Below are 24,806 nucleotides of genomic sequence, written 5' to 3'. Positions count from 1 at the left end.
GTGACAGGGGGCCGATCGCCTCAACGCCGGCCGCGGCGGTTCCGCGGGACCGCGCGCCGCCGGCCCCGCGGGTGGGTGGCTACTGCACCGGTTTCGCGTAGTGCAGGTCCACGGTGCCCGAGTAGCCCGGCAGCGTCGCCGTCCCGTCCTCGGTGACCTTCCAGCCGAGGCCGTAGACGTTCACGTACACCATGTACGTCTGGATCGCCTTGCTCGCGGCGAGCGACTGCTGCAGCCGCTCCGGGTCGCCCACCGCGGTGATCTTGTACGGCGGCGAGTAGACGCGGCCCTGGAGGATCAGGGTGTTGCCGACGCAGCGCACCGCGCTGGTGGAGATCAGCCGCTGGTCCATGACCTTGATGCCCTTGGCCCCGCCCTGCCACAGCGCGTTCACCACGGCCTGCAGGTCCTGCTGGTGGATGACCAGGTAGTCGGGCTGCGGCTCGGGGTAGCCGGGGAGCTTGGCGGTGGCGTTCGGCGGGGCGTCGTTGAGGGTGACGGTGATCGCGCTGCCCTTGACCTGCTGGGTGCCCGCGCTCTTCTCCAGACCGCTCAGCTTCTCGTCCTGCGCCCTGGTGCTGCCGTCGTCGCCCTCGGCGAGCGACTCCACGTTGTCCCGCAGGGCCGCGTTCGACTCGTCGAGCTGCTTGTTCTTGTGGCTGCGCTCCTGGATCAGGTCGGACAGCTTGAGCAGCGAGGCGTCCTGCCGGATGTCGGTGCCCTTGGCCGTGTTGAAGCTGGTGAAGAAGATCAGACCGGCCAGCGCGAACACGGCCACCGTGAGAATCCGCGCCGGACGCAGGCGCGACGAACGAACGGGCCCGGAACCCGTTGATCCCGTCCCGGGGGAGTCGGCAGAATTGCTCAACGTACCCTTATCTCCTTCGGCGCCGCGGAAGCACTACGCTAACGGACGCCCGGGGGAGCGCTAAGCGTCCCCTTGTACGCTGCCCCGGACCGACCCAGTTACCTGCGCGGCCACGCAGCGCATCGACAGGAGAGACCCTCGTGCCGAAGTCACGTATCCGCAAGAAGGCCGACTACACGCCCCCGCCCGCGAAGCAGGGGCAGGCCATCAAGCTCACCAACCGCGCCTGGGTCGCGCCGGTCATGCTGGCCATGTTCCTCATCGGCCTGGCCTGGATCGTCGTCTTCTACGTCACGGACGGCTCGCTGCCGATCGACAGCCTGGACAACTGGAACATCGTGGTCGGATTCGGCTTCATCGCCGCCGGCTTCGGCGTCTCCACCCAGTGGAAGTAGACCGGTCCCGACCGGCTCTGCCCACGGCTGTTCACTGAGTTATCCACAGGATTGCAACGTCGTCCACACCCTCCTGGGGAAAAGACTACGATCTGTGGATAACCCATCGGGCGTTGACGCCGGTGTGACTGCCCTACCGGCCCCTGGACAACCGTTCGCCCCCTGTCTCACCTGCGGAAACACATCCGAGCGGCAGGGGGCGCAGCTGTGCCCGCACAGTATGCACAAGATTCGCCACACACTGTGGACAACGGTTCGACGTCAGGTGAGCTGAGCGGTTCTGACCAGCACCATGACCACGACCGCGACCAGTACGAGCGCACAGGTGCCGTACTGGATCAGCGACCGCCGCTCACGCGGGGCGTGCACCATGGCGTAGCCCGTGACGACGCCGGCGACCAGGCCGCCGATGTGGGCCTGCCAGGCGATACCGCCCCAGCCGAAGGTGATGATCAGGTTGATCACCAGCAGGGCGATGACCGGGCGCATGTCGTAGTTGAGCCGGCGCATCAGCACCGCCGTGGCCCCGAAGAGCCCGAAGATCGCGCCCGAGGCGCCGAGCGAGGCCGTGGAAGGCCCTTCGAGCAGGTACGTCAGGGCGCCTCCGGCCAGCCCGGAGACGAAGTACAGCGCCAGGTAGCGGGCCCGGCCGAGAGCCGCCTCGAGCGGTCCGCCGATCCACCACAGGCTGAGCATGTTGAACGCGATGTGCCAGATCTCCTGGTGGGTGAACATCGAGCTCAGGAAGCGGTAGTACTCGCCCTCGGCGACACCCATCGTCGGCTGGTAGGGCTTCGGGGGCCACTCGCCGACGAGGACCAGGTGGTCCACCAGCGAGCTCTCGGCCCGCACCGCGATGAACACGGCGATGTTGATCGCGATGAGGATCTTGGTGACCAGCCGGGGATCCGCCGTCACCGTGCCCCCCGCGACCGTGCGCGGGCGGGAGGCGGCCGGGGAGTGTCCGGTGCCGGAGCGGACGCATTCGGGGCACTGGAAGCCGACCGAGGCGCTGACCATGCACTCGGGGCAGATGGGGCGCTCGCAGCGGGTGCAGTGCACGCCGGTCTCGCGGTCCGGGTGCCGGTAGCACACGGGCACGCTCCGGGCGTCGTGCGTGCGGTCTGCGGCGTGGTCCATGAGCACCCCTTGCTGGTCGTGGGCCTTCCCCCGGCAACTACCCCGCCCCGCTCTTCCATACGGACGAGCGGGGCGTTTGGTTCCCTGCGGCGGCCCGGGGCGCGAGCGCGCCCGCGATCAGCTCGTGCGCTTCTCGATGACGACCGACTCGATGACGACGTCGTTGACCGGCCGGTCGTTCGGCTTGGTCGTGGGCACGGCGGCGATGGCGTCCACCACCTTCTGGCCGGCCGGGTCGCTGACCTCGCCGAAGATGGTGTGCTTGCGGTTCAGCCAGGTCGTCGGGGAGACCGTGATGAAGAACTGCGAGCCGTTGGTGCCCGGGCCGGCGTTGGCCATGGCGAGCAGGTACGGCTTGTTGAAGGACAGGTCCGGGTGGAACTCGTCCTCGAACTCGTAACCGGGACCGCCGATGCCGCTGCCCAGCGGGTCGCCGCCCTGGATCATGAAGCCGCTGATCACCCGGTGGAAGACCGTGCCGTCGTAGAGCCGGTCCGTGGTCACGGCGCCGGTGCCCGGGTGGGTCCACTCACGCTCGCCCTGTGCGAGTTCGACGAAGTTCCTGACGGTCTTCGGCGCGTGGTTCGGGAACAGCCGTACCTCGATGTCGCCGTGGTTGGTCTTCAGGGTGGCGTAGAGCTGCTCGGCCACGGTGTGCCTTCCGTTGTCCTCGTGTAACCCCCCGATCCTCGCACGGCGTGGATCGGGCGGCGCCCGGCGTGCCGAGTTCCGCGGAGAGGGAGCGCTCGGCGACGATTCGTGGCAGTGTCGACGACAAGCCCCTGTTGCACCCATATGCCCGCCCTCGCATGCCGCACCGGCTCCCGGGAGGCATGATCCGTAAAAGGGTGGAAAGTCGAATTACCGTACGCCACCGAGGAGGAGGAACCCGTGACCCGCATTGACAGCGTGCGCGCCGCGACCGGCTCGGCGAAGGACAGCGTGCTGCACGCCGCGGAAGTGGTGGCGCCCTACGCCGACACGGCCAAGGAGCGTGCCGCGTATTACGCGCAAGAGGCACGCGTACGGCTGGCGCCCGTGGTGTCGCAGGCCGCCGAACAGGCCCGCGAGCAGTACGACGCCCGGCTCGCCCCACGTCTGGAGCAGGCCCGTGCGCATGTGCCGCCGAAGGTGGACATGGCCGCACACGAGGCCGCCGTCCGCACTCGCAAGGCCGCCCGGCAGGCGGCCGAGTACTCGCGTCCGAGGATCGAGCAGGCCGTGGCCGTGGCCGCGCCGGTGGCCGACGAGGCCGCCACGCGGGGCGCCGCCGCTCTGGCCGCCCTGCGCGGCCAGGTGACGGCCGAGGACATCCGGAAGCTCGCGCGCAGGAACGAGCGGCGCTGCCGGGCCGGCCGTGCCATGAAGGTGTTCGCGCTCGTCGGCCTGGTCGCGGGGGGTGCGTTCGCGGCCTGGAAGTGGTGGGACAAGCAGGCCAACCCCGACTGGCTGGTGGAGCCGCCCGCGGCGACCGAGGTGCCGGAGTCCGGCCTGGGCTCGGTGGACGGCAGCGGTTCCGCGGTGCTGGACCCGGAGGTCCAGGCGAAGCAGGCCGAGGACGAGGCCACCGACCGCGACGACAAGGACTGAGGCGGGGGCACTCCACCTGCCCGGAGACAGCTGTGGGGCGGACGACCGTCGAGTCGTCCGCCCCACAGCTGTTTCACGTGAAACGGCCGGTGAGACGGACCGCCCCCAAGAGACAAAGAAGCCCTCCGGAGCTGCGTTCCCGCAGTTCGGAGGGCTTTTCCAGGTGGAGCCTAGGGGAGTCGAACCCCTGACATCCGCCATGCAAAGACGGCGCTCTACCAACTGAGCTAAGGCCCCGGAAAGGAAGCGTCCGGCCGGAGGAACCTCGTCCCGGGCGGGCGCCGGGCACCAGAGTACCGGGTCACCCCCCGTATCCCGCAAAAAGATTGGGGGTCCCGGCGAATGACCACTCTCCGTAAGATGCTCGACGTGGTTCGCTACAGCGAACCACGGTTTCAGGGGAAGCGATGGGGAGACGCAATGGACGCCGCACAGCAGGAAGCCACCGCGAGAGCGCGGGAGCTGCAGCGGAACTGGTACGGAGAGCCGTTGGGGGCGCTCTTCCGTAAGCTCATCGACGATCTCGGGCTCAACCAGGCCCGGCTCGCGGCGGTGCTCGGGCTGTCGGCTCCGATGCTGTCGCAGCTGATGAGCGGCCAGCGCGCCAAGATCGGCAATCCCGCCGTGGTCCAGCGGGTGCAGCTGCTGCAGGAGCTGGCGGCCCAGGTCGCGGACGGCAGCGTCAGCGCGGCCGAGGCGACCGACCGGATGGACGAGATCAAGAAGTCCCAGGGGGGCTCGGTGCTGAGCAACACCACGCATACGACCAACAGTTCCGGCGCGCCGACGGTCAAGCGCGTGGTGCGCGAGATCCAGTCGCTGCTGCGCTCGGTGGCCGCCGCCGGCGACATAATCGAGGCCGCCGACAGCCTCGCCCGAACCCACCCCGAGCTGGCAGAGTTCCTCCGGGTCTACGGGGCCGGCCGTACCTCCGACGCGGTCGCGCACTACCAGTCCCACCAGAACTGATCCCACGGCCCGGTCCTCGGAGGGGGTCCGGGACCGGGCCACGGGTGTGGCGCAGGGGGGTGCGGGAAATGACCGTTTCCCGGTGGGGGCCGAGGGCGTGTCCCTCGTCGAGGGGGCCGGGGGGAGGAGCGGCGGACTGTCATGGGTGAGGTCTTCGCCGGCCGGTACGAACTGGCCGATCCGATCGGGCGCGGCGGTGTGGGCGCCGTATGGCGCGCCTGGGACCACCGCCGCCGGCGCTACGTCGCCGCCAAGGTGCTCCAGCAGAGCGACGCCCACTCACTGCTGCGCTTCGTGCGCGAGCAGGCGCTGCGCATCGATCATCCCCATGTCCTCGCCCCGGCCAGCTGGGCGGCCGACGACGACAAGGTGCTGTTCACCATGGACCTGGTCGGGGGCGGCTCGCTGGTCCACCTCGTCGGTGACTACGGCCCGCTGCCGCCGGGCTTCGTGTGCGTCCTGCTGGACCAGCTTCTGTCCGGGCTGGCCGCGGTGCACGCGGAGGGTGTCGTGCACCGCGACATCAAGCCCGCCAACGTGCTGCTCGAGGCCACCGGCACCGGCCGGCCGCGGCTGCGGCTGTCCGACTTCGGTATCGCCATGCGGTTCGGCGAGCCCCGCCTCACGGAGACCAACCTCGTGGTGGGGACGCCGGGTTATCTCGCGCCCGAGCAACTGCTGGGCTCCGAACCGGACTTCCCGGCCGACCTGTTCGCGGTGGGTCTGGTCGCCCTGTATCTGCTCGAGGGCGCCAAGCCGGACGCCAAGGCGCTGGTGCAGTACTTCGCGGAACACGGAACGCCCGGCGCGCCCAGGGGAGTTCCGGAGCCGCTCTGGCAGGTCGTCGCCACGTTGCTCCAGCCCGATCCGGCGGCCCGCTTCCGCACCGCCACGGGGGCGCGCAAGGCGCTCGCCTCCGCCGCCGAACTCCTCCCGGAGCCCGGCCCGGACGACGAGTTGATCGAGATCTTCGATCAACTCGGTCCGCTGCCGCCCGGGTTCGGACCCGAGGGGCCGCTGCGCACCGCCTCCGGAGTGCGGGCACGGCAGCCGTCGCCGGCCACGGACACCGGCCGTGGTGCCGGGCGCGGCGGTACGGGGAGCACCGGGGCGGAGCACTCCGGCACCGGCTCGATGTCGGACACCGGGAGCTTCCACCTTCCGCCCCCGCAGCCGACCCCCAGCCCGCAGCCGTACGCCCGGCACGCGGAGCAGGCGGTTTCTCCGCCGCCGTGGAACGACGGGAACGCGGCCGGGCACGCGCCGACCCCGGTCACGGAGCCCCGCGCCCCGCGCCTCCCGGCACACCGCCCGCCGCCCTCCCCCGGCTTCCCCTCCGGCCGGCCCCCCACTCCGGAACCCCCGGAACCCCCGGTGGCCCCGGCGGCTCACGCGGCGGCGGCCTCCGCGCCGCCGGCGCCATGGGAGCGGCCGCGCACGGACGCCTCCACGGCGTCGTACACCGCCCAGGACCCCCGCGTCCCCCCGCCCGCCGCAGCGACCGGTCCCACGCCCGTGCCTGTCGGCAACGCCCGAGCCGGGCGCGGCCGCCGGGCCCGCCGGGCGGCCCGCCGCCCCGGGCCCCCGGCGAAGGCGGCGATCCCGATCCTGCTGCTGGCGCTGGCCTGCTACGCCGTCGGCTTCTGGGCGCTGAGCCGCGTCTGAGCCCGCCGGGCCGCCACGGTCCACCCGCCGAGCACCAGCAGCAGCGCGGTCCCGGTGCCGATGCCGCCGGCCGCCAGGGCCTTCATCGCGACGCCGCCTCCCCCGGTCTCCCCGGACGCCGCGGCCCGCCGGTCCCGCTCCGTGACCGTGAAGACGTCCCCCGGCTCCGGGCGCCCGGCGTACCGCGGCCCGGCGTGCGCCCGCCCGTCGACCCGCACCCGCAGTGTCACGTGGAACGGGCCCGTTCCGAAGGTGTCGGCCATCTTCTCGCTGAGGTGCAGCACGAGGTAGTAGTCGCCGGCGAAGCGCACCGCGTTCTCCCCGGTGAGGACGGCGTACCGGTTGGCGTACTCCACAGGCGGCAGCGGATCGAGGGCCGCGGTCCTGCGGGTGCCGGTGTAGCCGAGGGAGGCGCCGTCGACGTAACCGCGCACGGGGCTGTACAGCGAGAGGTTCAGGGCGCCGCCGACGTAGCCGTGGCCGCTCGTGGCGGCGTCGAGTTCGGCGACGGCGTGCATCCGGCGGCCCCAGTCGACCGGGACCTTGTAGAAGAGGGTGCTCCCGGGTGTGATGCCGGTCCGCCAGACCCCCTGGCCCAGGGGGCGGGCGGTGGTGAATCCGGCGCCGCCGGTGCGTTCTTGAGGGTTCCCGGCGAGCGGCCCGGGAGAGGCGGAGTCCTGGGCCGGGGGCGCGGTGGTGGGTCCGGTGGCGGCGAGGCCCGGTTCGGTGACGGGTGCGATCTCCAGGTCCCAGCGCGGCGCCGGGGACGCCGTACCGCTCGCGGAGCCGCCGGTGCTCAGGCGCTCCACGCGCAGGTAGTAGGCCCCGGCTCCCTGGCACAGGGAGCGCCCGGTCTGCCGCTGCCCCAGGGCGGTCACCGGGCGGGCGCTGAGGCCCGCGCCGAACAGCGCCGAGGCGGTGGAGCAGCGGGTGCCGCGCGCGTCCTCCAGGGACACGCGGATGCCGTCGGTGGCGTTGCCGGTGGTGCCCGCCGGGGGCACGGCGGTGACCGGGGCGTACGCGGACTCGGCCGCGGTGAGGTCGAGGCGGTAGGTGAGCGAGCCGCGCACCGGGAGGGAGTCGCGGTAGGCGCGGCCCGGCTCCAGACGCGGCGCGCCGGCGGTGCCGGTGGCGCCCGTGACGGACCGGCCGGCCGGGTCGAAGGCGTACGCGTCCCGGGTTCCGGCCGTCGCCGTGAAACCGCCGGGCAGCGCGGCCGCGGCGCACAGCGCGGCCGCCACGGCGCCCGCCCGGGCGGCGGCGCCCGTGGGCCGTCCGTCGCCCCGCCGCCACCGCGTCCTACGCCCTCGCCCCCGCACGTGCCGCTCCTTCACGTTCCGCGCCGCGCATCCGGCCGTGGCCCATCCTGCCCCGAGCGCCCCTGCGCCATCCGGGGATTCCGTACGGCCGTCCGAATCACCGGTACCGGGGAAGCCTCGTCCCTCGGGCGGCCCGGCGACGCCTACACCACCTCGCGCGAACCGGCAACACGAACCTAGGACCACAGGACAATCGGACAAGAGGACCGGGCAACACAAAACCCCGACCGCGAAAGCGGCCGGGGTCTGATCAGATTCCGAATCGGTACTCAGGAACCCGTGGGCACGGAGTCGGTCGCCTCCGTCCACAGGTCCTGCTCGGCGCGATCCGCCTGGATCTGGCGGTACACGAGGAGCCCGCCGATGGCGGCCAGTGCGACCAGGAGCAGCTTCTTCACCGCGCGACCTCGTCTTTCCTTGACGTAGGGGACCTCTGGCGCCCGACTATACACACCGGCCGATATCGATCGGTGACCTGCGCCGGGCCTCAACTCCCGCCCCCCGGGAGCGCGATAGGCCGGACCGGCGCCGCCGTCGCCGCAGGGTGATCACACCCGCACGGGCCGTCACTTTCCCCGCGTTTCGCTCGACCTCGACCGGTTTCTGGAGATTTCCGGGTCTCTTACGTCCATCCGAGTGGTGTTGATCGGAACATCGACGCGCCACGGCTCCAGGTCCACCACTTCGCGACGCTCATACACATCATGAGGAAAGTACGCAAATCGCCCAACCCGAAAGTGAGGGGCCATGACCGGGAACAACAAGGTCGTGCAGCTGTGGACCGCCATCGTCACCGCATTCCTCGCGCTGTGCACGGCGCTCGGACTCGTCACCGCGACCACCGCCACCGCCGCGGCGGCCGCACCCCGGACCGAGGCGCCGCAGGACCGCGTGGCGCAGCGGACCGTCCCGACGAGCCCCATGGCGAATCTCTGGACCCGGCCCCATGCCAGGGCCCTGCCCCCCACGATGAAGCAGCGCATCCGGGCCGAGGCCCACGGAAAGTCCCCGAGCTGCCGGCACAGCCCCCTCACCGAGACGGAAGCCGAGACCGAGCCCGACCTCCAGTCCGCGGACCCGCTGAACTGCTGAATCCCCCGCAGTACTGAGAACGCAACGTTTCGACACCAGGGCGACTTGCGTACGCATCAGTCGACACGGACAGACCCCCGGCCGGGATCGGCCGGGGGTCTCGCGCTGTCCGGGGGCGTTCGGCACCGGGTCGTCACGTCCGACCCAGCGCCGTAGCCTGGGCGGATGCCCAGGGCCTCGCGCCTCGCGCGGCCCGGCGGCCGTACGGAACCGCTCCTCACCACGTGCCCGGAAAGGTGGTGGATGCCGCCGTGCCCCGGCGCGTCACCGTTGTCACCGCTGTCCACGCCCCGTCCGCCCGCTTCCTGCCGGACGCCCACAGATCCCTGTGCGAGCAGCGGCTCCCGGACGGCTGGGACTGGCAGTGGCTGATCCAGGAGGACGGCCGGACCGACGAGGTGCGCCCGTACGTGCCGGACGACGCGCGGGTGAGTTTCCGGCAGGGCCGGCCGGGCGGCCCGGGCGTCGCCCGCACCATCGCGCTGGCCCGCGCGGACGGCGCGTACGTGAAGGTCCTGGACGCCGACGACCGGCTCACGCCCGGCGCGCTCGCCCGTGACCTGGCCGTCCTGGAGGCCGACCGCACGATCGGCTGGACCACCTCGCGGACGCTCGACCTGCTTCCCGACGGCTCCACGGCCGGTTTCCCCGGCGACCCGGACGACGGCCCCGTCGAACGCGGCGCCGTCCTGCGCTTCTGGAAGGAGCACGGGTACCGCGCGCAGGTCCATCCGGCGTCGCTCTGCGTCCGCCGGGACCTGCTGACGGCCCTGGGCGGCTGGATGGCCCTGCCCGCCTCCGAGGACACCGGCCTGCTGCTGGCGCTGAACGCGGTCAGCCGCGGCTGGTTCAACGGGGAGGCCGGACTGCTGTACCGGAAGTGGGAGGGACAGGTGACCGGTCAGGCCGCGCACACCGACCCGGACGAGCGGGACGCCCGCATGGCGGTGGTGGAGGCCCGGGCACGTGCCCTCGCGGACCTCGGCTGGGCCTGTCCGGCCGGCCGGTGAGCCGCGGCCGTCCGCGTCATTCGGTGAGCACGACGGCCTGCGAGGGGCACCTCTCGGCGGCCTCGCGCACCGACGGGTCGTCCCCGGCGTCCTCCCGGCCGGGGACGACCACGCCGTACCCGTCCTCGAACGCGAACACGGACGGGGCACGGTGCGCGCACTCGGCGGAGCCGTAGCACACGGCACGGTCCACGGAGACCTTCATGCGTCCTCCAGCCTTGCGGGACCCCGGCGCCCTCGCGGGCCGGCCGGCGGTCGGTGACGGACTGCCAGGACGTGACTGCCCGGTTCGGCCGCCCGGTGAACCGCCGGCCCGTACCCGGTCCGTCCGGCACCGGTCCCTCCCCTCGTGGGGACCGCTACCGGACGGATCGGGTGGCGTCGCCCGCGCCGTGTCGGCGTATCGGCGCGGGGGCCAGGCGTCCGGGACCTCGAGGCGCTCGGGCTTGTCGACGTCCACCGCGCCCGGCGGGCACATTGGCCGGATACGTTCGGCGCCCCGGGCCGCCCGCCCGGGTACCCGGGCCGGTGGCCTGTCCGGACCGAGTGTGACGGTTCCGCTACCGCGTCGTGATCCTGCCATTTACGGCCCCGAACGAGGAGGTCCCGGCATCCGGTCCAGGGCTTAGCCGCAGGTCAGCCGTATAGGGTGAGTTTTCCGGTCCGGACGTCCTGAAGCGGGGGGAGTAAGGGGTGGGACCTTGAGTTCCGACTCAGGGACACGCACGGCCTTCGCCGAGCGGCTCGCGCTGCTGTACAAGGAGGCCGGCAATCCACCCCTGAAGAGCGTGTCCGAGGCGGTCGTACGGCTGCAGCGGGTGGACGAGCGCGGACGGCCGGTGCGGGTGTCCGCCCAGCGGATCAGCGACTGGCGGCGCGCCAAGAACGTACCGGCCCAGTTCGCCGCCCTCGCGGCCGTCCTGCAGATCCTCATCCCGGAGGCCCGCCGCGCCCGGCCGGTCCCGGTCTCCAGCGGGCTGTACGACCTGTCGCAGTGGCAGCGCCTGTGGGAGCGCGCGCTGGCCGACCCGGCCGGCGACCGCCCCGCGGTGCCCGCCCAGGAGAACCGGCGGCCGCCGGCCCAGGCGCCGCCCGTCGCCGGCGGTGTGTGCCCGTACCGGGGCCTGGCTCCCTACCGCCAGGAGGACGCCCGGTGGTTCTTCGGGCGGGAGCGGAGCACCGAGGCCCTCGTGGCCCAGCTGCGCGCCGCGGAGCGCACCGGCGGACTGATCATGATCGTCGGCGCCTCGGGCGCCGGGAAGTCGTCCCTGCTGAACGCCGGCCTGGTGCCCGCGGTACGGGACGGCGCGCTCGGCGACGCAGGCGGCCCGCCGCCGGCCGTGCTCCAGCTGGTGCCGGGCGCCGATCCGCTGGGCGAGCTGAGCCGCCGGATCCCGGAACTGGCCGCCCTCGCCGCCGACGCGCGCGCCGCCGAGACCGAGACGGCCGGCCGGCCGGCCGCACCGGCCACCGGCGCCCCGCGCTTCACCCGCGCGGTGCGCGCGGCGGTCACGGCGTGGGCGCGCCGGGAGACCTCCGGCCCGGACGAGGAGGCCGACGAAGCGTCGCCGACAGGGGCCGGCTCGCCGGACACCCGGGTGCCCGGGCCCGACACGGCCGCCGCGCGGGCGGACCGGGGCGGCGCCGAGGGCACGCTCCCCATCCCGCACCAGTCCGGCGCCCCGCTCCGCACCCCGGACGACGCCACCGGCGCCCCCTCCCCGCACCCGCCCGCCCCCGCCGCGCGGCCGCGAGCGGTGATCATCGTCGACCAGTTCGAGGAGACCTTCACCCTCTGCCCCGACGAGGCCGACCGCCGCGCGCTCGTCCGGTTACTGCACGCCGCCTGCACCCCGCCCGCGGACCCGCCCGGGGCCGCCCCCGCCCTCGTGGTCCTCGGCGTCCGGGCCGACTTCTACGAGCAGTGCCTCGGCCACCCCGAGTTGGCCGATGCGCTGCAGCACCGGCACATGGTGCTCGGGCCGCTCACCACGGCGGAACTGCGCGAGGCGGTGACCGGGCCCGCCAAGGCGGTGGGCCTGGAGCTGGAACCGGGGCTCGCGGAGCTGATCGTGCGGGAGGTGAGTGCGGACGGCCCGCGCGGAGCGCACGACGCCGGAGTGCTCCCGCTCCTCTCGCACGCCCTGCTCGCCACCTGGCAGCGCCGCAAGGCGGGCCGGCTGACCCTGGCCGGCTACCGCGCGGCGGGCGGCATCCAGGGCGCGGTGGCGGCGACCGCCGAGCGCGCCTGGACCAGCCTCGACCCGGCCGCCCGCACCGCGGCCCGGCTGCTGCTGCTGCGCCTGGTCCGGCTGGGCGAGGACACCCAGGCCACCCGCCGGCGCGGCACCCGGCGCCAGTTGGCGCAGGAGTCGGCCGACCCCGGCAAGACGGAGGAGTCCCTCGAGGCGCTGGTGCGCGCCCGGCTGGTCACGCTGGACGCGGAGACCGTGGAGATCACCCACGAGGCGCTGCTGCACGCCTGGCCGCGGCTGCGCCACTGGATCGACGAGGACCGGGGCGACCATCTGCTGCGCCAGCGGCTGGAGGAGGACGGCCGCGCCTGGGAGGCCTCGGACCGGGACAGCGCACTGCTCTACCGGGGCTCCCGCCTGGAACAGGCCCGCGGCTGGGCCAAGTCGGCCGGGGACACCTACCTGACCCGCGGCGCGGTGCAGTTCCTGGCCGCCTCGGTCCGGCTGCGCAGGCGCACCGTCCTGATCAGCCGCGCCGCGGTGGCGGCCTTGGTCGTGCTCGCCGTGCTGGCGGCCGGTTCGGCGGTGGTGGCCTGGCAGCAGCGGGACGACGCCGTGTTCGAGCAGGTGATCGCGGAGGCGGACCGGGTCCAGCACACCGATCCGTCGCTGGCCGCCCAGCTGGACCTGGTCGCCCACGACCTGCGGCCGGACGACGAGGGGACGTACAGCAGGCTGATCTCGATCGTGAACGCCCCCCTCGCCACCCCGCTCCTCGGCCACCACGGCGCCGTCTACCTCACCTCGTTCAGCCCCGACGGCGACCTCCTCGCCACGGCCGGCTACGACCGGACGGTCCGCCTGTGGAACGTGGCGGACCGGGGCCGCCCGAAGCCGCTGGGCAAGCCCCTCACCGGGCACACGAGCTGGGTCAGCAGCGCGGTCTTCAGCCCGGACGGCCACACCCTCGCCAGCGCCGGGGACGACGGAACGATCAGGCTCTGGGACGTCACCGACCCCGCCCGCCCGGCCCCGCTGGGCGAACCCCTCCCCGGCCGTCAGGGCACGATCTACCTGGTCGCCTTCAGCCCCGACGGACGCACCCTGGCCGCCGCCGGCGAGGACCGCACCGTACGCCTGTGGAACGTCTCCGAACCTCGCCGGCCCGAACCGCTCGGCGCGTTGGGCGGGCACACGGCCGCGGTGCGCTGCGTGGCGTTCAGCCCCGACGGACGCACCCTCGCGGCCGGCGGCGACGACGGCACGGTCAGGCTGTGGAACACGGCCGACCCGCGGCACCCGCGCCCGCTGCCCAGGGTGCTCACCGGCCACACGGACCTCGTGCACTCGGTGGCGTTCAGCCCCGACGGACGCACTCTGGCCAGCGGCAGCGCGGACGACACCATCCGGCTGTGGAACGTCGCCGACCCCGCGCGCGCGGCGCCGGCCGGCTCACCGCTCACCGGTCACACGGGCCCCGTCTGGTCCGTCTCCTTCAGTCCCGACGGCAACCGGCTCGCCGCGGCCAGCGCGGACAGCACGGCGAGCCTGTGGAACGTCGGCGACCCGGCGTCGGCGTCCCAGGTCGGCGAGCCGCTGGCGGGCGGCAGCGGCGAGATGTACGCCCTGGGGTTCAGTCCGGACGGCCGGACCCTCGCCACCGGCAACGGTGACGGCAAGGCCCGCCTGTGGTCGGTGCCGACGTCGGACATGACCGGTCGCGGCGGGGCGTTCCGCCCGGACGGGAAGGTGCTCGCCACGGCCGCGCGCGACGGCGCGATCCGGCTGTGGGACGTGACCGCCCCCGGCCGGCCCGTGCCCCTGGGCCGGCCCTTCATGCGGACGAGCGGCGACCAGCGGTCCCTGGTGTTCTCGCCGGACGGCCGCACGCTCGCGGTGCTGACCGGGACCCGGACGGTGCGCCTGTGGAACGTCGCCGACCCCGCCCGCCCGGTCTCCGCCGGGCCGCCGCTGCGCCTGCGGACCCGGTTCATGGGCCCGGACGCGCTGGCCTACAGTCCCGACGGGCGCACCCTGGCCACCGCCTACGACGACCGCACCATCCGGCTGTGGAACGTCACCGACCCCGCCCGTGCCGCACCGCTCGGCAAGCCCCTCACCGGGCACCGGGGCTTCGTCAACGCGCTCGCCTTCAGCCCCGACGGGCACACCCTGGCCAGCGGCAGCGCGGACAGCACCGTCCGGCTGTGGAACGTCACCGACCCCGCCCGTGCCGCACCGCTCGGCAAGCCGCTCACCGGGCACTCCGGCCCCGTCAACACGCTCGCCTACAGCCCCGACGGGCACACCCTGGCCAGCGGCGGCGACGACGACACGGTCCGGCTCTGGGACGTGGCAGACCCCCGTGCGGCGACCGAGCCGGGGCGGCCGCTCACCGGACACACCGAGGCGGTCACGTCGCTGACGTTCGGCGAATCCGGCCACATCCTGGCGAGCGGCGGCAACGACAACACCGTGCGGCTGTGGAACGTCGCCCGGCCCTCGTCGGCCAGCGCCATCGGCCAGTCGATGAGCCCCTACGCCAAGACCGGCAACTTCCTGGCGTTCAGCCCCAACAGCCGTGTGCTCGGGGTGTCCAGCGGCGCGGACACGGTCCGGCTGTGGCGGCTGGACGCCGACGCGGCCATCCGGCACATCTGCGCCGTCACCCGGGGCGTGCTGACCGAGCGGAAATGGCACGAGTACCTGCCCCGCCTGTCCTACGACCCCCCGTGCCGCTGACCGATCAAGATCGGCCAACTCCCCGCCCCTACAAGCCGGTTGCCTCCCACAACCACTCCAACCTTGTTACCCTTGGCCATGGCCCGATCGCTGGTGCATCCCCCGTCGCCAGCGGTCGGGCCTTCCGCGTGCCGCGCCCGTCCTACTCCTCCGGCTCCCATGCGCGGAGCAGGTCGAACAGGCCTGCGTCTCCCTCGATCCGCAGGGAGTCCGCCGGGATGCGGTCGTACACGAAGAGCACCAGCTCACTGGCCGTGCCGTGCACGGAGACACCGGCCGCGTCCGGGCCCTCGCCGCCATCGGCGACAGGCGTCGTGCCGGGCGCGGGGACACGGGCGGAGCGTGCGCCGTCGCCGTCGACCGTGAGGCGCCAGGAGCGGCCCTCGGTGGCGTGGAAGTCGAAGGCAGTGGGCTTGTGCGGCCAGGCACTCGACGTCGCGACGCAGGTGAACAGGAACTCCTCGACACCGTCGAGTGCCACCTCCTCCGGCAGCGGCTCCGGGGCGCCCACGGTGATCTGGGCGTCGTAGGTGTGCACCGCCATCTGCTGGAGCTGGTGCCGGGCGACGGCGCCACAGGTCCGCGGCGACTGGGACGCGCCCCACCACGTCCAGCAGCCGCGGTCCGGGCCGGCCTCCCGCAGCGCGTCCAGCAGTTGACCCGTGGACTCCGCCAGCCAGGCCGACAGGGCCTCGCGCTCCCGAGGCGCGGCCGGGGCGCCCTCCGCCGCGGACTTGGCCGGAGCCGGCCCTGCGGCGACGGTGGCGGCCCAGTCGCGGCGCCCCTCGCCGATGTGCTGCGCCAGATCGAACAGCGTCCACTCGGGGCAGGTCGGCACCCGCACGTCGAGGCTGGGCGCGGAGGCGACCGCGGCGCGGAAGGCGCTCGCCCGTTCGTCGATCAGTCGCAACAGAACGGGGAACGCGAGTTTCGTCGTCACACGGACTCTCTATCACCGCGGTCCGACGATCGGACAGTGATTTTCCCGGCCGCGGCGGCGGGCGCGGGGCACCGGGCACGGACCGTGCGCCACTGGAGCATCCGCTCATGGGCTGATGCCAGTCATGGACGCCGAAGACCCCCAGCCGGTGTCGACTGGGGGTCTTCTCGTATGTGGGGCTAACAGGATTTGAACCTGTGGCCTCATCCTTATCAGGGATGCGCTCTAACCAACTGAGCTATAGCCCCGCCGCGCTCTGCGGTGTGTGTCCCGCGCGCTGACTCCTGAAGATTAGCGCACGAGGGCGGCAGTCCCAAAATCGGTTGTCAGGGGGCTGCCGGGCGAGGCCGGCAGCCGGTCACTCGTCCTCGGCCAGCGTCAGTTCGACGCCGCCCACGAAGCCCGCGGACAGGTTGTAGATGAAGGCGCCCAGCGTGGCGAGCGCCGTGGCGAGGATGACGTCGATGACCGCGATGATCGACGCGAAGGTCAGCACGTGCGGCAGGGAGAGGAAGGACTGCAGGTCGAAGCCGTTCGCCTCGTTGGAGCCGGTCGCCTCCGAGATCGTGCCGCCGACCGTCGAGAACACGCCCATCGCGTCCATGACCATCCACAGCACCGCCGAGGCGACGACCGTGCAGATGCCCAGCGCGACGGAGAGCAGGAAGCTGACCTTCATCACCGACCACGGGTCGGCCTTGGCCACCCGCAGCCGCGCCTTGCGGGTGCGCGGCGCGGTCCGCGCGCCGGTGCGCGGCCGGCGCACGGCGCCGGTGGGCGTCTGCGCCGGGTACGCCTGCGGCGGGTGGTAAGGACCGGACTGCTGCTCGGAGCGCCGCTCACCGGGGAGCGGGGAGGCGGACTGGCCCTCGGCGGGCTGGGTCTGCGAGCCTCGGGTGTCCGTCACGGTTCCCCCCTGGGATGCCGGCGTATCGGTGGAGGGCGAGTCCTTCGCCGCGGGCCTGACCGCCCTCAGCTGGGTCGTGTGCGGGTCCGCCGCACCCGCCCCGTGCGCGGCGGAGCCACGGCCGCCGCCCGTTTCCGTACCCGTGGGGGTACCGGCCGATCCGGCGCCCGTGGCTCCGCTCACGATGACTCTCTCCTCGTGCTACTCGGCCGAGGGCGCCTCACCCTCGTCCGTGCCGGTGAGCGCGGACGCCTCGGCGGTCTCGTCGGCGGCGTCCTCGCCGTCGACCTCCTCCGCCTCGCGCCCCGCCTCGGCGTTACGTGCGATGCCGACGACGGCATCGCGCTTGCCCAGGTTGATCAGTTGGACGCCCATGGTGTCACGGCCCGTCTCCCTGACCTCGCTGACTCGCGTACGAATCACACCGCCGGACAGGGTGATGGCGAGGATCTCGTCGCTCTCCTCGACAATCAGCGCGCCGACGAGCGAGCCGCGGTCCTCCACGATCTTGGCGGCCTTGATGCCGAGGCCGCCGCGACCCTGGACGCGGTACTCGTCGACGGCGGTCCGCTTCGCGTACCCGCCGTCCGTAGCAGTGAACACGAACGTACCGGGTCGAACGACATTCATCGAGAGAAGCTCGTCCGCCTCACGGAAACTCATGCCCTTGACGCCCGAGGTGGCACGGCCCATCGGTCGCAAAGTGTCGTCCGAGGCGGTGAACCTGATCGACTGCGCCTTCTTGCTGACCAGGAGCAGATCGTCGTCGGCGGAGACGAGTTCGGCACCGATCAGTTCGTCGTCGGTTCCGTCCTCCCGCTCGCGCAGATTGATCGCGATCACACCGCCGGCGCGGGGCGAATCGTAATCCTTCAGAGGCGTCTTCTTGACCAGACCCGACTTCGTGGCGAGGACCAGGTACGGCGCCGCCTCGTAGTCGCGGATCGCGAGGATCTCGGCGATCGCCTCGTCCGGCTGGAAGGCGAGCAGGTTCGCCACGTGCTGCCCGCGCGCGTCCCGGCCGGCCTCCGGCAGCTCGTACGCCTTCGCCCGGTACACCCGGCCCTTGTTCGTGAAGAACAGCAGCCAGTGGTGCGTGGTGGAGACGAAGAAGTGGTCGACGATGTCGTCTTCCTTCAGCTTCGTGCCGCGCACGCCCTTGCCGCCGCGCTTCTGCGCCCGGTAGTCGTGCGTCTTGGTCCGCTTGACGTAGCCGCCACGCGTGACGGTGACGACGATGTCCTCCTCGGCGATCAGGTCCTCGATGGACATGTCGCCCTCGTACGGGATCAGCTTGGTCTGCCGGTCGTCGCCGTACTTCTCGACGATCGCGGCCAACTCCTCGCTGACGATCCCGCGCTGGCGGACCGGCGAGGCGAGGATCTCGTTGTACTCGTTGATCTTCGCCTGGAGCTCGTCGTGCTCCTGGACGATCTTCCGGCGCTCCAGGGCGGCCAGCCGCCGAAGCTGCATCTCGAGGATCGCGTTGGCCTGGATCTCGTCGATCTCCAGCAGGCCCATCAGGCCGCCGCGCGCGATCTCGACGGTGTCGCTGCGCCGGATCAGCGCGATGACCTCGTCGATGGCGTCCAGGGCCTTCAGCAGACCGCGCAGGATGTGCGCCCGCTCCTCGGCCTTGCGCAGCCGGAACCGGGTCCGGCGGACGATGACCTCGATCTGGTGCGCCACCCAGTGGCGGATGAACGCGTCCAGGGACAGGGTGCGCGGCACGCCGTCGACGAGCGCCAGCATGTTGGCGCCGAAGTTCGTCTGCAGGTCGGTGTGCTTGTACAGGTTGTTCAGGACGACCTTGGCGACCGCGTCCCGCTTCAGCACGATGACCAGGCGCTGGCCCGTACGGGACGAGGTCTCGTCGCGGACGTCGGCGATGCCGCCGATCTTCGCGTCCTTCACCAGGTCGGCGATCTTCTGCGCCAGGTTGTCCGGGTTCACCTGGTACGGCAGCTCGGTCACCACCAGGCACTGGCGGTTCTGGATCTCCTCGACCTCGACCACCGCGCGCATCGTGATGGAGCCGCGGCCCGTGCGGTACGCCTCCTCGATGCCCTTGCGGCCGACCACCAGGGCGCCGGTCGGGAAGTCCGGGCCCTTGATGCGCTCCATGAGCGCGTCCAGCAGCTCCTCGTGGGAGGCCTCCGGGTTCTCCAGGTACCACTGGGCGCCGGACGCGACCTCGCGCAGGTTGTGCGGCGGGATGTTGGTCGCCATGCCGACCGCGATACCGGCCGAGCCGTTGATCAGCAGGTTCGGGAAGCGCGCCGGCAGGACGGTCGGCTCCTGGGAGCGGCCGTCGTAGTTGTCCGTGAAGTCGACGGTCTCCTCGTCGATGTCGCGGACCATCTCCATCGACAGCGGCGCCATCTTGCACTCGGTGTAGCGCATCGCCGCCGCCGGGTCGTTGCCCGGGGAGCCGAAGTTGCCGTTGGAGTCCACCAGCGGCATCCGCATCGACCACGGCTGCGCGAGGCGGACCAGCGCGTCGTAGATCGAGGAGTCGCCGTGCGGGTGGTAGTTGCCCATGACGTCGCCGACGACACGGGCGCACTTGTAGAAGCCGCGCTCGGGGCGGTAGCCGCCGTCGTACATCGCGTACAGCACGCGGCGGTGGACGGGCTTGAGACCGTCCCGGACGTCGGGCAGCGCACGGGACACGATGACGGACATCGCGTAGTCCAGGTACGAGCGCTGCATCTCCGTCTCGAGCCCGACGGGCTCGACGCGCATCGCGAGCTCGCCGCCCTCGGTCTCAGGGATTTCCGGAGTGTTCTCGTCGGCCATTGCTGGTGAAGATCCTTCCTGGTGCGGTCAGCTGAGACCGACTCAGATGTCGAGGAAGCGGACGTCCTTGGCGTTGCGCTGGATGAACGCGCGGCGGGCTTCGACGTCCTCGCCCATCAGGACCGAGAACAGATCGTCGGCCTGGGCGGCGTCGTCCAGGGTGACCTGGCCGAGGACGCGGTGCTCCTGGTCCATCGTGGTGACGCGCAGCTCCTCGGCGTTCATCTCGCCGAGGCCCTTGAAGCGCTGGATCGAGTCCTCGCGGACGCGCTTGCCGCGCTGGCGGCCCATCTCGATCAGCGCGTCGCGCTCGCGGTCCGAGTACGCGTACTCGATGTCGTCGCGGCCCCACTTGATCTTGTACAGCGGAGGGCGGGAGAGGTACACGTGCCCGGCCTCGACCAGCGGCCGCATGAAGCGGAACAGGAAGGTCAGCAGCAGGGTGCTGATGTGCTGTCCGTCGACGTCGGCGTCCGCCATCAGGATGATCTTGTGATAGCGGAGCTTCTCGATGTCGAAGTCCTCGTGCACGCCGGTGCCGAACGCGGAGATCAGCGCCTGGATCTCCTGGTTCTGCAGGATCTTGTCGATCCTGGCCTTCTCGACGTTGAGGATCTTGCCGCGGATCGGGAGGATCGCCTGGTACTGCGGGTTGCGGCCCGACTTGGCCGAGCCGCCGGCGGAGTCGCCCTCGACGATGAAGATCTCGCACTTGGTGGGGTCGTTCGACTGGCAGTCGGACAGCTTGCCCGGCAGCGAAGCCGACTCCAGCAGGCCCTTGCGCCGGGTCAGGTCGCGCGCCTTGCGGGCCGCGACCCGCGCGGTGGCCGCCTGGATGCCCTTGCGGATGATGTCCGCGGCCTCGACCGGGTTGCGGTCCAGCCAGTCGTTGAGGTGCTCGTACACCGCCCGCTGCACGAAGGTCTTCGCCTCCGTGTTGCCCAGCTTGGTCTTCGTCTGGCCCTCGAACTGCGGCTCGCTCAGCTTGACCGAGATGATCGCGGTCAGACCCTCGCGGATGTCGTCGCCGGTGAGGTTGTCGTCCTTCTCGCGCAGCAGCTTCTTGTCACGCGCGTACTTGTTGATCAGGCTCGTGAGGGCCGCCCGGAAGCCCTCCTCGTGCGTACCGCCCTCGTGCGTGTGGATGATGTTCGCGAAGGAGTACACGCCCTCGCTGTAGCCGCTGTTCCACTGCATCGCGACCTCGAGGGACAGGCTCTTGTCCTTGTCCTCCGCCTCCAGGTCGATGACGGTGGGGTGCACCACGTCGCCCTTGCGGGAGTTGAGGTACTTCACGAAGTCGACGATGCCGCCCTCGTAGTGGTACGTGACCGACTTGACCTCGGCCTTCTCGTCCGCGCCCGCCTCGTCCGCGCCGCTGGTGGCCTTCGCCGACTCGCGCTCGTCGGTGAGCCGGAGCGTCAGGCCCTTGTTGAGGAACGCCATCTCCTGGAAACGCCGCGACAGCGTCTCGAAGGAGTACTCGGTGGTCTCGAAGATCTCCGGGTCGGCCCAGAACGTGACCGACGTACCGGTCTGCTCGATGGCCTCGTGCTTGGCCAGCGGGGCGGTCGGGACGCCCATCTTGTAGTCCTGCGTCCAGCGGTGGCCGTCGGTCCTGACCTCGACGGAGACCTTGGAGGACAGGGCGTTCACGACGGAGACGCCGACGCCGTGCAGACCGCCGGAGACCGCGTAGCCGCCGCCGCCGAACTTGCCGCCCGCGTGCAGCACGGTCAGCACGACCTCCAGGGCCGGCTTCCCCTCGGAGGGCACGATGCCCACCGGGATGCCACGCCCGTTGTCGACGACGCGCACGCCGCCGTCGGCGAGGATCGTGACGTCGATGGTGTCCGCGTGACCGGCCAGCGCCTCGTCGACCGAGTTGTCGACGACCTCGTACACCAGGTGGTGCAGGCCCCGCTCACCGGTCGAGCCGATGTACATGCCGGGTCGCTTGCGGACCGCGTCCAGCCCTTCGAGCACGGTGATGGCGCTGGCGTCGTAGGAGGCGGAGACCGTGCCGGATGCCGCGGCCTCGCCGGTGACGCCGGCGTCGGTGGACGGGATGTTCTCGTTGGGGTTGCCGGAATCGGCCACGAAGCGCCCTTTCTGGCACAGCACGAGCCAGGCTCCTGGGATGGCCCCCTCCTTGGAGAGGGGTTACCGGAGCGGCTGCGGCATGTTGCGTCGGTAAGCCTTGATCAGCGTTGCTCAGCTTTTCCCGGACGTCCCCACGACTGGGGCGGGATTGTCTCCCAGTCTACCGGTAGCGCCGACAGTGATGGGGGTTTGCGGGTACCTGAGTCCCCATGTGCCGCCCTGAACCGGTCTCCGCCGGGTACCGATATACGGAAGGGGGCTCCAAGGGGCTCACAGCGGCACTCAGCGCTTCGAGCCGTCAACCCTTGGCTACTGGCGGGTCAGCACGTGATCCACACCTGTGCACAGCCCTGCCGCACGGGCCGGAACGGCACCGCGCGGAGGCATCGGGACGTGAGGTACGTCACCCATAGGTGTCGCCGGGCCCGGTGCTCCCGGGGGCCCGCAGCGGCCCGTAACGCCGGGCAGGACCGCCCGGACCGTTCACCTTGATCAGCCGGACCGTGCCGTGCCCGAGGTCCTCGTTGAGCCGGGCCACCAGCGTCGGCGCGAGCAGCCGGAGCTGGGTCGCCCAGGCCGTCGAGTCGCAGCTCACCGACAGCACCCGCTCGTCCTCGTCGTACCGCTGCGGCACACAGTGCTTCGCCAGGTCCTCGCCGACGATCTGCGGCCAGCGGCCCATGACGCCGCCCACCGCGGCTGGCGTCTCCCAGCCCCGCTCGGTGAGCAGCCGGTTGATCGCCGCGCCGAGCGCCATCGGGTCACGGCCGTCGGCCCGTGCGCCCGAGCGCAGCCCGCCGCCGCGCCGCGCCTGCTTCTTCTGCCGCGCCGCGTCCCCCCGCGCGCGTGCCTGCTCCTTCGCCGCGCGCAACGCCACGCGCGCGAGGTCGACACCGGACGGCTCGTCCTTCTTCGGGGTGGGTTCCTCGGTGCTCATACGCGCTCCACCGTCCCGCCGGCCACCGCGTACCGCGCTCCGGCCAGCACATGCGGTACGTCGTCGTCCACAGCCGCGGTGACCAGCACCTGCTCGCCGGGCGCGACCAGCTCCGCCAGCCGCTCCCGGCGGCGGGCGTCCAGTTCGGCGAAGACGTCGTCCAGCACCAGCACCGGCTCGTTGCCCTCCGCGCGCAGCAGGTCGTACGAGGCCAGCCGCAGCGCGAGCGCGTACGACCAGGACTCGCCGTGCGACGCGTACCCCTTGGCCGGCAGCTGACCGAGTTTGAGGACCAGATCGTCCCGGTGGGGACCCACGAGGGTCACGCCCCGCTCGATCTCCTGCTTGCGCGCCTCTCCTAGGGCCGCCATCAGCTGACCGTGGAGGTCCTCGCGCGTGTGGGCCTCACCGGGCGCCGACGGCTTGTACTCCAGCGCCACCGGACCGCCGCCGGGGGCCAGTTGCTCGTACGCCTTGTCCGCCAGCGGCTGCAGCGCGGCGATCAGGTCCAGGCGCTGGGCGAGCAGCTCGGCGCCCGCGCGGGCCAGATGCTGGTCCCAGACGTCCAGGGTGGACAGATCCATGGAGCGTCCGCCGTGCCGGCGCGCGAGAGCGGCGGACTTCAGCAGGGTGTTGCGCTGCTTGAGCACCCGCTCGTAGTCGGAGCGCACCGCCGCCATGCGCGGAGAGCGCGCGGTGATCAGCTCGTCCAGGAACCGGCGCCGCTCACCGGGGTCGCCCTTGACCAGCGCGAGGTCCTCCGGCGCGAACAGCACCGTCCGCACGATTCCCAGCACGTCCCTCGGTCTGACCTGCGAGGAACGGTTGATCCGGGCCCGGTTGGCCTTGCCCGGGTTCAGCTCCAGCTCGATCAGCTGCTGCCGCTCGCCCTGCCGGATCTGCGCCCGGACGAACGCGCGCTCGGCGCCCATGCGGACCAGGGGTGCGTCCGAGGAGACCCGGTGGCTGCCGAGGGTGGCGAGGTAGCCGACGGCCTCGACGAGATTGGTCTTGCCCTGCCCGTTGGGGCCGACGAAGGCGGTGACGCCCGGGTCGAGCGGGACCTCGACCCGGGCGTACGAGCGGAAGTCGGCCAGCGAAAGATGCGTCACGTGCATGGTCGTCCGCCGACCTCCCCCAGGGTTGTGGATCCCGGAGGGATCCTGTGGATTACTTCTTCTCTACGGCGTGGCCGCCGAACTGGTTGCGCAGCGCGGCGATCATCTTCATCTGCGGCGAGTCCTCCTGCCGGGAGGCGAACCGCGCGAACAGCGAGGCGGTGATCGCGGGGAGCGGCACCGCGTTGTCGATGGCGGCCTCCACCGTCCAGCGTCCCTCACCGGAGTCCTGTGCGTAACCGCGCAGGCCGTCGAGGTGCTCGTCCTCGTCCAGCGCGTTCACCGCGAGGTCGAGCAGCCAGGAGCGGATGACGGTGCCCTCCTGCCAGGAGCGGAAGACCTCGCGCACGTCCGTGACGGAGTCGACCTTCTCCAGCAGCTCCCAGCCCTCGGCGTAGGCCTGCATCATCGCGTACTCGATGCCGTTGTGGACCATCTTCGCGAAGTGGCCCGCGCCGACCTTGCCGGCGTGCACCGAGCCGAAGTCGCCCTCCGGCTTGAGCGCGTCGAAGACCGGCTGCACCTTGGCGACGTTCTCGGCGTCGCCGCCGTACATCAGCGCGTACCCGTTCTCCAGGCCCCAGACGCCGCCGGACACGCCGCAGTCCACGAAACCTATGCCCTTGGCGGCCAGCTCCTCGGCGTGCTTCTCGTCGTCCGTCCAGCGGGAGTTGCCGCCGTCCACGACCACATCACCGGGCTCCAGCAGCTCGGCCAGCTGGTCGACCGTGCTCTGGGTGGGCTCGCCGGCCGGGACCATCACCCAGACCACGCGGGGAGCGGAGAGCTTGCCCACAAGCTCTTCCAGGCTGTGGACGTCCGCGAGGTCCGCGTTGCGGTCGTATCCGATGACGGTGTGGCCCGCGCGGCGGATCCGCTCGCGCATGTTGCCGCCCATCTTGCCGAGGCCGACGAGACCGAGCTCCATCAGTTGTGTTCCTTAGGTCGGTGTGTGCCGTGACAGGCACCGGAGTGCCGAGCCGAGCCTAAACCCGGACGCGCGTGCACAGTTGTGGG

General features: G+C 71.9%; 20 protein-coding genes and 2 tRNA genes. 7 read left to right on the top strand and 15 right to left on the bottom strand.

Translation table 11 applies throughout. The features are described from left to right. Positions 1 to 79: 79 nt before the first annotated feature. Entirely contained in the window at positions 80 to 868 is a 789-nt protein-coding gene (locus tag ACFYU0_RS12740; protein WP_351661829.1) for a DUF881 domain-containing protein, read from the bottom strand. A gap of 140 nt (positions 869 to 1,008) precedes the next feature. Between ACFYU0_RS12740 and crgA the strand changes: the two genes are divergently transcribed. Then, positions 1,009 to 1,263 (top strand): cell division protein CrgA, encoded by a 255-nt coding sequence (gene crgA, locus ACFYU0_RS12735; protein WP_143630171.1) that lies wholly within the window; start codon positions 1,009 to 1,011, stop codon positions 1,261 to 1,263. A gap of 261 nt (positions 1,264 to 1,524) precedes the next feature. Here crgA and ACFYU0_RS12730 read toward each other — a convergent pair whose 3' ends face one another. Both ACFYU0_RS12730 and ACFYU0_RS12725 read right to left on the bottom strand, forming a co-directional pair. Then, a complete protein-coding gene (locus ACFYU0_RS12730) occupies positions 1,525 to 2,403 on the bottom strand; it encodes a rhomboid family intramembrane serine protease (protein ID WP_389300259.1) in 879 nt (292 codons plus the stop codon). A 117-nt stretch (positions 2,404 to 2,520) separates the two neighbouring features. After that, positions 2,521 to 3,054 (bottom strand): peptidylprolyl isomerase, encoded by a 534-nt coding sequence (locus ACFYU0_RS12725; protein WP_389300256.1) that lies wholly within the window; start codon positions 3,052 to 3,054, stop codon positions 2,521 to 2,523. 240 nt (positions 3,055 to 3,294) lie between these two features. On the opposite strand from ACFYU0_RS12725, the gene ACFYU0_RS12720 reads away from it, so the two are divergent. Continuing rightward, entirely contained in the window at positions 3,295 to 3,993 is a 699-nt protein-coding gene (locus ACFYU0_RS12720; RefSeq protein WP_389300253.1) for a DUF5324 family protein, read from the top strand. A gap of 164 nt (positions 3,994 to 4,157) precedes the next feature. On the opposite strand, the gene ACFYU0_RS12715 is transcribed toward ACFYU0_RS12720, so the two are convergent. Beyond that, a tRNA-Ala gene (locus tag ACFYU0_RS12715) sits at positions 4,158 to 4,230 on the bottom strand. A gap of 183 nt (positions 4,231 to 4,413) precedes the next feature. Between ACFYU0_RS12715 and ACFYU0_RS12710 the strand changes: the two genes are divergently transcribed. Together ACFYU0_RS12710 and ACFYU0_RS12705 are read left to right on the top strand one after the other, a co-directional pair. Further along, positions 4,414 to 4,962, top strand: coding sequence for a DNA-binding protein (locus ACFYU0_RS12710; protein ID WP_351661817.1), 549 nt, complete (start codon positions 4,414 to 4,416; stop codon positions 4,960 to 4,962). 141 nt (positions 4,963 to 5,103) lie between these two features. Further along, complete coding sequence (locus tag ACFYU0_RS12705) at positions 5,104 to 6,627, top strand: serine/threonine-protein kinase (RefSeq protein WP_389300251.1); 1,524 nt, start codon at positions 5,104 to 5,106, stop codon at positions 6,625 to 6,627. On the opposite strand, the gene ACFYU0_RS12700 is transcribed toward ACFYU0_RS12705, so the two are convergent. Further along, entirely contained in the window at positions 6,591 to 7,946 is a 1,356-nt protein-coding gene (locus ACFYU0_RS12700; RefSeq protein WP_389300248.1) for a hypothetical protein, read from the bottom strand. The genes ACFYU0_RS12705 and ACFYU0_RS12700 overlap by 37 nt on opposite strands. 269 nt (positions 7,947 to 8,215) lie before the next feature. Then, positions 8,216 to 8,344 carry a DLW-39 family protein gene (locus tag ACFYU0_RS12695; RefSeq protein ID WP_003999697.1) on the bottom strand — a complete coding sequence of 43 codons (129 nt, stop codon included), beginning with the start codon at positions 8,342 to 8,344 and terminating at the stop codon, positions 8,216 to 8,218. A gap of 349 nt (positions 8,345 to 8,693) precedes the next feature. On the opposite strand from ACFYU0_RS12695, the gene ACFYU0_RS12690 reads away from it, so the two are divergent. Both ACFYU0_RS12690 and ACFYU0_RS12685 read left to right on the top strand, forming a co-directional pair. After that, on the top strand, positions 8,694 to 9,038 hold the full coding sequence (locus ACFYU0_RS12690; RefSeq protein ID WP_351661810.1) for a DUF6344 domain-containing protein: 345 nt from the start codon (positions 8,694 to 8,696) through the stop codon (positions 9,036 to 9,038). 251 nt (positions 9,039 to 9,289) lie between these two features. Next, positions 9,290 to 10,048, top strand: a complete 759-nt coding sequence (locus ACFYU0_RS12685) for a glycosyltransferase family 2 protein (RefSeq protein ID WP_389300246.1) — start codon at positions 9,290 to 9,292, stop codon at positions 10,046 to 10,048. Positions 10,049 to 10,064: 16 nt separating this feature from the next. Here ACFYU0_RS12685 and ACFYU0_RS12680 read toward each other — a convergent pair whose 3' ends face one another. Continuing rightward, positions 10,065 to 10,253, bottom strand: coding sequence for a ferredoxin (locus ACFYU0_RS12680; protein ID WP_389300244.1), 189 nt, complete (start codon positions 10,251 to 10,253; stop codon positions 10,065 to 10,067). A 496-nt stretch (positions 10,254 to 10,749) separates the two neighbouring features. On the opposite strand from ACFYU0_RS12680, the gene ACFYU0_RS12675 reads away from it, so the two are divergent. Next, the gene (locus tag ACFYU0_RS12675; protein WP_389300241.1) at positions 10,750 to 14,985 is read left to right on the top strand and encodes an AAA family ATPase; all 4,236 of its coding nucleotides are present in this window, start codon (positions 10,750 to 10,752) and stop codon (positions 14,983 to 14,985) included. Positions 14,986 to 15,127: 142 nt separating this feature from the next. Here the strand turns inward: ACFYU0_RS12675 and ACFYU0_RS12670 are convergent, their stop codons facing one another. The 8 genes from ACFYU0_RS12670 to gnd form a co-directional block, all read right to left on the bottom strand. Beyond that, positions 15,128 to 15,925: a maleylpyruvate isomerase family mycothiol-dependent enzyme gene (locus ACFYU0_RS12670; RefSeq protein ID WP_389300238.1), complete on the bottom strand. Its 798-nt coding sequence runs from the start codon at positions 15,923 to 15,925 to the stop codon at positions 15,128 to 15,130. A gap of 174 nt (positions 15,926 to 16,099) precedes the next feature. Continuing rightward, positions 16,100 to 16,173, bottom strand: a tRNA-Ile gene (locus ACFYU0_RS12665). A 110-nt stretch (positions 16,174 to 16,283) separates the two neighbouring features. Further along, positions 16,284 to 17,015, bottom strand: coding sequence for a DUF3566 domain-containing protein (locus tag ACFYU0_RS12660; protein ID WP_389300235.1), 732 nt, complete (start codon positions 17,013 to 17,015; stop codon positions 16,284 to 16,286). Positions 17,016 to 17,033: 18 nt separating this feature from the next. Further along, entirely contained in the window at positions 17,034 to 19,631 is a 2,598-nt protein-coding gene (gene gyrA / locus ACFYU0_RS12655; protein ID WP_389300232.1) for a DNA gyrase subunit A, read from the bottom strand. Between the two features lie 42 nt (positions 19,632 to 19,673). Continuing rightward, positions 19,674 to 21,755, bottom strand: coding sequence for a DNA topoisomerase (ATP-hydrolyzing) subunit B (gene gyrB / locus ACFYU0_RS12650; protein WP_389300229.1), 2,082 nt, complete (start codon positions 21,753 to 21,755; stop codon positions 19,674 to 19,676). Positions 21,756 to 22,137: 382 nt separating this feature from the next. After that, complete coding sequence (locus tag ACFYU0_RS12645) at positions 22,138 to 22,671, bottom strand: DciA family protein (RefSeq protein WP_351661786.1); 534 nt, start codon at positions 22,669 to 22,671, stop codon at positions 22,138 to 22,140. Further along, positions 22,668 to 23,789: a DNA replication/repair protein RecF gene (gene recF / locus ACFYU0_RS12640; protein WP_389300226.1), complete on the bottom strand. Its 1,122-nt coding sequence runs from the start codon at positions 23,787 to 23,789 to the stop codon at positions 22,668 to 22,670. Before recF ends, ACFYU0_RS12645 begins: the two co-directional genes overlap by 4 nt. 52 nt (positions 23,790 to 23,841) lie before the next feature. After that, complete coding sequence (gene gnd / locus ACFYU0_RS12635; RefSeq protein ID WP_351661780.1) at positions 23,842 to 24,717, bottom strand: phosphogluconate dehydrogenase (NAD(+)-dependent, decarboxylating); 876 nt, start codon at positions 24,715 to 24,717, stop codon at positions 23,842 to 23,844. Positions 24,718 to 24,806 lie beyond the last annotated feature (89 nt).

The organism is Streptomyces sp. NPDC003720 (genome assembly GCF_042875075.1).
GTDB lineage: Bacteria > Actinomycetota > Actinomycetes > Streptomycetales > Streptomycetaceae > Streptomyces.
The sequence above is the reverse complement of the archived record's forward strand: the minus strand, read 5'-3'. Positions and strand labels throughout refer to the sequence as shown.

What these genes read in the sequence shown, in the direction of transcription:
- ACFYU0_RS12645 (WP_351661786.1), bottom strand. Translation starts at nt 22,671, where the DNA reads ATGAGCACCGAGGAACCCACCCCGAAGAAGGACGAGCCGTCCGGTGTC.
- ACFYU0_RS12730 (WP_389300259.1), bottom strand. Translation starts at nt 2,403, where the DNA reads ATGGACCACGCCGCAGACCGCACGCACGACGCCCGGAGCGTGCCCGTG.
- ACFYU0_RS12680 (WP_389300244.1), bottom strand. Translation starts at nt 10,253, where the DNA reads ATGAAGGTCTCCGTGGACCGTGCCGTGTGCTACGGCTCCGCCGAGTGC.
- ACFYU0_RS12710 (WP_351661817.1), top strand. Translation starts at nt 4,414, where the DNA reads ATGGACGCCGCACAGCAGGAAGCCACCGCGAGAGCGCGGGAGCTGCAG.
- gyrA (WP_389300232.1), bottom strand. Translation starts at nt 19,631, where the DNA reads ATGGCCGACGAGAACACTCCGGAAATCCCTGAGACCGAGGGCGGCGAG.
- ACFYU0_RS12705 (WP_389300251.1), top strand. Translation starts at nt 5,104, where the DNA reads ATGGGTGAGGTCTTCGCCGGCCGGTACGAACTGGCCGATCCGATCGGG.
- recF (WP_389300226.1), bottom strand. Translation starts at nt 23,789, where the DNA reads ATGCACGTGACGCATCTTTCGCTGGCCGACTTCCGCTCGTACGCCCGG.
- ACFYU0_RS12690 (WP_351661810.1), top strand. Translation starts at nt 8,694, where the DNA reads ATGACCGGGAACAACAAGGTCGTGCAGCTGTGGACCGCCATCGTCACC.
- gnd (WP_351661780.1), bottom strand. Translation starts at nt 24,717, where the DNA reads ATGGAGCTCGGTCTCGTCGGCCTCGGCAAGATGGGCGGCAACATGCGC.